Source organism: Bacteroides cellulosilyticus DSM 14838 (assembly GCF_000158035.1).
GTDB classification, from domain to species: Bacteria; Bacteroidota; Bacteroidia; order Bacteroidales; family Bacteroidaceae; genus Bacteroides; species Bacteroides cellulosilyticus.
This window is the reverse complement of record NZ_EQ973486.1, coordinates 37,061-42,400: the sequence shown is the minus strand read 5'-3', so window position 1 is coordinate 42,400 and position 5,340 is coordinate 37,061. Positions and strand designations below refer to the sequence as shown.

The window sequence follows — 5,340 nt, the reverse complement described above, 5'->3', positions numbered from 1 at the left end:
CCTTCGCTTCTATAGAAGGATGAAAATAGCGAAGCAGATACGAAGAGGGTACGAAGGAGGTATAAAGGAGGTACGAGGTGGAATAAATTGTCCTGTTTTTCTGCCTCGTAAACAGCTAAATTCGTATCTTTGACAAATCATTCAGCAAGTAGATTTCCTTATGGCAAAAGAAAAAACGGTTTATGTGTGCAGCAACTGCGGACAAGAGTCTCCGAAGTGGGTAGGCAAATGTCCGTCGTGCGGAGAGTGGAACACGTATGTGGAAGAAGTGATACGAAAAGAAGTCGTAAACAAACGTCCGGTATCCGGGATTGAGACAGAAAAGCCAAAACCCATCGTTCTCAGTGAAATAGAAGCGGATGATGAACCGCGTATCGACTTGCATGATGAAGAGTTGAACCGGGTGCTGGGAGGCGGATTGGTTCCGGGTTCTCTGGTGTTGATTGGTGGAGAACCGGGAATCGGTAAATCTACTTTGGTACTACAAACTGTGCTTCACATCCCTGAAAAGCGCGTTCTTTATGTATCGGGTGAGGAAAGTGCCCGTCAGTTGAAATTACGTGCAGACCGGTTATCGCACAATTCCACAGATTGCCTCATCGTTTGTGAAACATCATTGGAACAGATTTTTGTTCACATCAAGAATACCCGTCCGGAGTTGGTGATCATCGACTCTATACAGACTATTTCTACGGAAAGCATTGAATCCTCCCCGGGAAGCATCGCACAAGTGCGCGAATGTTCTGCAAGTATCCTGCGCTTTGCCAAAGAAACGCATACCCCGGTATTGCTTATCGGGCATATCAATAAGGAAGGCAGCATTGCCGGACCGAAAGTTCTGGAACATATCGTAGACACGGTGTTGCAGTTTGAGGGTGACCAGCATTATATGTATCGTATTCTGCGTAGTATCAAGAATCGTTTCGGCAGTACAGCGGAATTGGGTATTTATGAAATGCGTCAGGATGGATTACGGCAAGTCAGTAATCCGTCGGAGTTATTGCTGAGCCAGGATCATGAAGGGATGAGTGGCATAGCGATAGCTTCGGCTATAGAAGGGATACGCCCGTTCTTGATTGAGACACAGGCATTGGTGAGCAGTGCGGTATATGGTAATCCGCAACGTTCGGCCACGGGATTTGATATTCGAAGAATGAACATGTTATTGGCAGTACTGGAAAAACGAGTGGGCTTCAAACTGGCCCAGAAGGATGTGTTCCTCAATATTGCCGGAGGACTAAAGGTGAATGATCCGGCAATAGACCTGGCGGTTATCAGTGCTATACTTTCCAGTAATATGGATACGGCTATTGAACCGGAAGTCTGTATGGCAGGGGAAATCGGTCTGTCCGGAGAAATACGTCCGGTGAACCGAATTGAACAACGGATCGGTGAAGCGGAAAAGTTGGGATTTAAACGGTTTGTACTGCCGAAATACAATTTACAAGGAATTGATACGAAGAAAATTAAAATAGAACTGATACCGGTGAGGAAGGTGGAGGAGGCATTCAGGGTGCTATTCGGGTGATTCACCACAGATTACACAGATTTACACAGATTAATAATGAAAAATATTAATGATATAACGTACAAAATCATAGGATGCGCATATGAAGTTCACAAAATTCTAGGTCCAGGTTTGTTGGAAAGTACTTATGAAACCTGTCTATGCTATGAATTAGAGAAACAAGGCTTAAAGTTTGAAAAACAAAAAGAGCTTATGATTAATTATAAAGGAGCTACTTTAAATAATGGATATAGAATAGATATTTTAGTAGAAGATTCTATTGTGCTCGAATTAAAGTCAGTAGAGAATTTATTACCTATTCATACTGCTCAAATTTTGACATACCTCAAACTTTCTGAGCACAATTTAGGATTACTAATTAATTTCAACGTAACAAATCTACAGAACGGAATACATAGATATATAATCTAATCTGTGTCAATCGGTGTAATCTGTGGTGAAAAAATAAATTATGATACAAGAATACCAACTACGCGTGCTACCCGAAGTAGCCGCCAATGAACAACAATTAAAAGAGTACCTCGTACAGGAAAAAGGACTGAATGTGCGGAATATTAATGCGACACGTATCTTGAAGCGCAGCATTGATGCCCGGCAACGAACCATCTTCGTCAATCTGAATGTACGGGTATATCTGAACGAAATGCCCAAAGACGATGAATACCAGCCTACTATCTATAAGAATGTAGAAGACAAACCACAGGTTATTGTCGTGGGTGCCGGTCCCGGCGGACTGTTTGCTGCGCTGAGACTGATAGAACTGGGACTCCGTCCAATCATCGTAGAGCGTGGAAAGAATGTACGCGACCGAAAAAAAGACTTGGCTCAGATCAGCCGGGAGCATACTGTAAATCCGGAATCCAATTATAGTTTCGGTGAAGGAGGTGCAGGCGCTTATTCGGATGGAAAGCTTTATACCCGTAGCAAAAAACGCGGGAATGTAGACAAGATACTGAATGTATTCTGCCAGCATGGTGCATCTACTGCTATATTAGTGGATGCACATCCGCATATCGGAACGGATAAACTGCCACGTGTGATAGAGAATATGCGGAATACCATTCTCGAATGTGGCGGAGAAGTGCACTTTGAGACACGTATGGAGGCGCTGATTATCGAAAACGATGAGATAAAAGGTATCGAAACCCATACAGGACAAACAATTCTGGGTCCGGTGATTCTGGCAACAGGACATTCGGCACGGGATGTGTACCGTTGGTTGGCTGCCAATCAAGTGGAGGTTGAAGCTAAAGGTATTGCAGTCGGTGTACGTTTGGAACATCCTTCGGAATTAATCGATCAGATACAATATCATAGCAAGGACGGACGGGGAAAATATCTGCCTGCCGCCGAATATAGTTTTGTGAATCAGGTGGACGGACGAGGGGTATACAGTTTCTGCATGTGCCCGGGTGGTTTCGTGGTACCTGCTGCCAGTGGCCCACAACAGATTGTAGTAAACGGAATGAGTCCCAGTAACCGTGGCTCGCGTTGGAGCAATTCGGGAATGGTCGTAGAGTTAAGGCCGGAAGATCTGGAAGACGAAGGATTGAAGATAGAAAATAGAGGAACAGCTATGCAAGATGATAGTATTACCTATCCCCAACTCAGCATGATGTACTTTCAGGAGGCATTGGAATATAATTGCTGGCAACAAGGCAATATGCGACAAACAGCACCTGCACAACGGATGCAGGACTTTACACGCAAGAAGCTGAGTTATGATCTACCGGAAAGCTCGTATGCTCCAGGATTAATCTCTTCTCCCCTACACTTCTGGATGCCACCGTTCATTACTGAACGACTCAGCAAAGGATTCCAGCAATTTGGACGATACAGTCACGGTTTCCTGACCAATGAAGCAGTAATGATTGGCGTAGAGACACGCACCTCTGCACCCATACGAATCATAAGAGATAGGGAAACTTTGCAACATGTAAGAATTAGAGGATTGTTTCCATGCGGAGAAGGAGCAGGATATGCAGGTGGTATTGTTTCTGCCGGTATTGACGGGGAACGATGCGCGGAAGCGGTAGCCGGTTATTTCAATCTATAAAATTCAAGGAGGGTATATTAACTCATTCAAATATACCCTCCTTGATAATTTATCAGAATTCCTTCTTCAACTGTTCACACCAGTCCGCTATCCGTTTATCCGTCAGCTTCGACTGGTTCTCTATATCAATCACCAGTCCACACCATTTACCATCCCTCAAGGCTCTTGACCGGTTAAATGAATAACCCTCGGCAGACGTAAATCCGACAAGGATAGCCCCTGCCTTTTCAAAGGCATCAGCCAGTATTCCCAGGCCGTCAACAAAATTATCGGGATAACCGATTTGGTCACCAAGTCCGAAGAGAGCAACTTTCTTGTCTTTCAGATCGAGGCTTTCTATCTCCGGTATCATTTCGTCCCAATAGGTAGGCAATTCACCGTCGAACCAGGTGGAAGCACCTACTATCAGATTATCATAAGCCTGGAAATCATTCTGCCAAGCCTTTTCTATCATGATCATTTCTACTTCTTTGTGTCCGAGCTTCTCGCATATCTTCTCTGCAATATGAGAAGTCTTGGCAGCATTCATTGCATAAAATAATCCTATCTCTTTCATAATAACTTATTATTAAATTAATATTCCAGCAGCTTCTTGGCTGCTTCATAAATTCTATCTGCACCCGGCAGAATGGCACGTTCCAGTATCGGATTAAAACCTACAGGAGTAAAGGTAGAGCCTACACGCTGTACCGGTGCATCCAGGTAACGGAACAAGTCTGTACCAATACTGGCTGCTATCTCACCACCGAAGCCACCAAAGACTTTATCTTCATGAACAATCAGGGCTTTACTGGTCTTCTTCACAGACTCATAAATGGTTTCTTTATCCAACGGTATCAAAGAACGGATATCAATCACTTCCACACTCCAGCTACCTTCTTTTTCCAAACGTTCGGCAACATTCAAGCAGAAATGCGTTGTGTTACCATAGGTGATAATACTCAGATCACTGCCCTCACGACGAATGCGCGCTTTCCCAAAAGGAACCTCAAAATCATCAGGGACGATGGCGGCTGCTTCTACGGAATTATACAATGATTTCGGTTCAATAAACAGCGTAAAACCACGGGAACGTATACTTGTACGGAGCAGTCCGGCAGCATCATCAGCAAAGGATGGACAAACAATCCGCGCTCCGGGCAAAGTAGCCAAAGCGCCCTCCAGATTTTGCGAGTGATAGAGTCCACCACCGATATAACCACCGGAAGCCAGACGCAAAGTTACATTAGGAACGAACTGTCCGTTGCTACGCCAATATTCATGAGTACATTCCACATATTGTTCTACGGCAGGCCAGAAATAGTCGGCAAACTCCGCACCTTCTATCACTACCCGGATTTTAGGATCAAAATGACTCATACCATTTGCTGTGCCGACAATATAATCTTCGGCAATAGGTGCACTGAATACACGAGCTTCACCGAATTCCTGTTGCATTCCTTTGGTTACATTGAACACGCCCCCTTTATCCCGATTGGCAACATCCTGCCCCCAGATGAAGGTATTAGGATTATGGCGAAACTCTGCTTTCAGCGTTTCATTGATAGCAGTTACAAAGAATTTCTTCTCTCCTTCTGTCTCACGATGTGTTCCATCTTTATATTTTTCCGGTTCGTAAGGTTCCGGCAATACATAATTGAAAATGGTTTTAGGATCGGGATCGGGAGCTGTCAGCGCCTTACGATTGGCAGCAGCCAGGTCTTTCTTTGCTTTCTCCTCTATTTCTTTCAGCTCTTCTTCGGTGAGACGCTTGTAA

The 5,340-nt window shown here is 44.3% G+C and carries 5 protein-coding genes; 3 read left to right on the top strand and 2 right to left on the bottom strand.

All coding sequences use genetic code 11. The features are described from left to right. The first annotated feature begins 160 nt into the window (after positions 1-160). From radA to BACCELL_RS00240, 3 genes are read left to right on the top strand one after another with little or no spacing between them, the layout of a single operon-like run. Positions 161-1,528, top strand: coding sequence for a DNA repair protein RadA (gene radA, locus BACCELL_RS00250; RefSeq protein ID WP_007209450.1), 1,368 nt, complete (start codon positions 161-163; stop codon positions 1,526-1,528). Positions 1,529-1,564: 36 nt separating this feature from the next. Then, positions 1,565-1,939, top strand: a complete 375-nt coding sequence (locus BACCELL_RS00245) for a GxxExxY protein (RefSeq protein WP_007209449.1) — start codon at positions 1,565-1,567, stop codon at positions 1,937-1,939. A 40-nt stretch (positions 1,940-1,979) separates the two neighbouring features. Then, positions 1,980-3,584, top strand: coding sequence for an NAD(P)/FAD-dependent oxidoreductase (locus BACCELL_RS00240; protein ID WP_007209448.1), 1,605 nt, complete (start codon positions 1,980-1,982; stop codon positions 3,582-3,584). A 52-nt stretch (positions 3,585-3,636) separates the two neighbouring features. On the opposite strand, the gene BACCELL_RS00235 is transcribed toward BACCELL_RS00240, so the two are convergent. Next, positions 3,637-4,140: a flavodoxin gene (locus BACCELL_RS00235; protein WP_007209447.1), complete on the bottom strand. Its 504-nt coding sequence runs from the start codon at positions 4,138-4,140 to the stop codon at positions 3,637-3,639. A gap of 17 nt (positions 4,141-4,157) precedes the next feature. After that, positions 4,158-5,340, bottom strand: a 1,183-nt coding sequence (locus BACCELL_RS00230; protein WP_007209446.1) for an alpha-ketoacid dehydrogenase subunit beta, incomplete at its 5' end; no start/stop codon positions are given.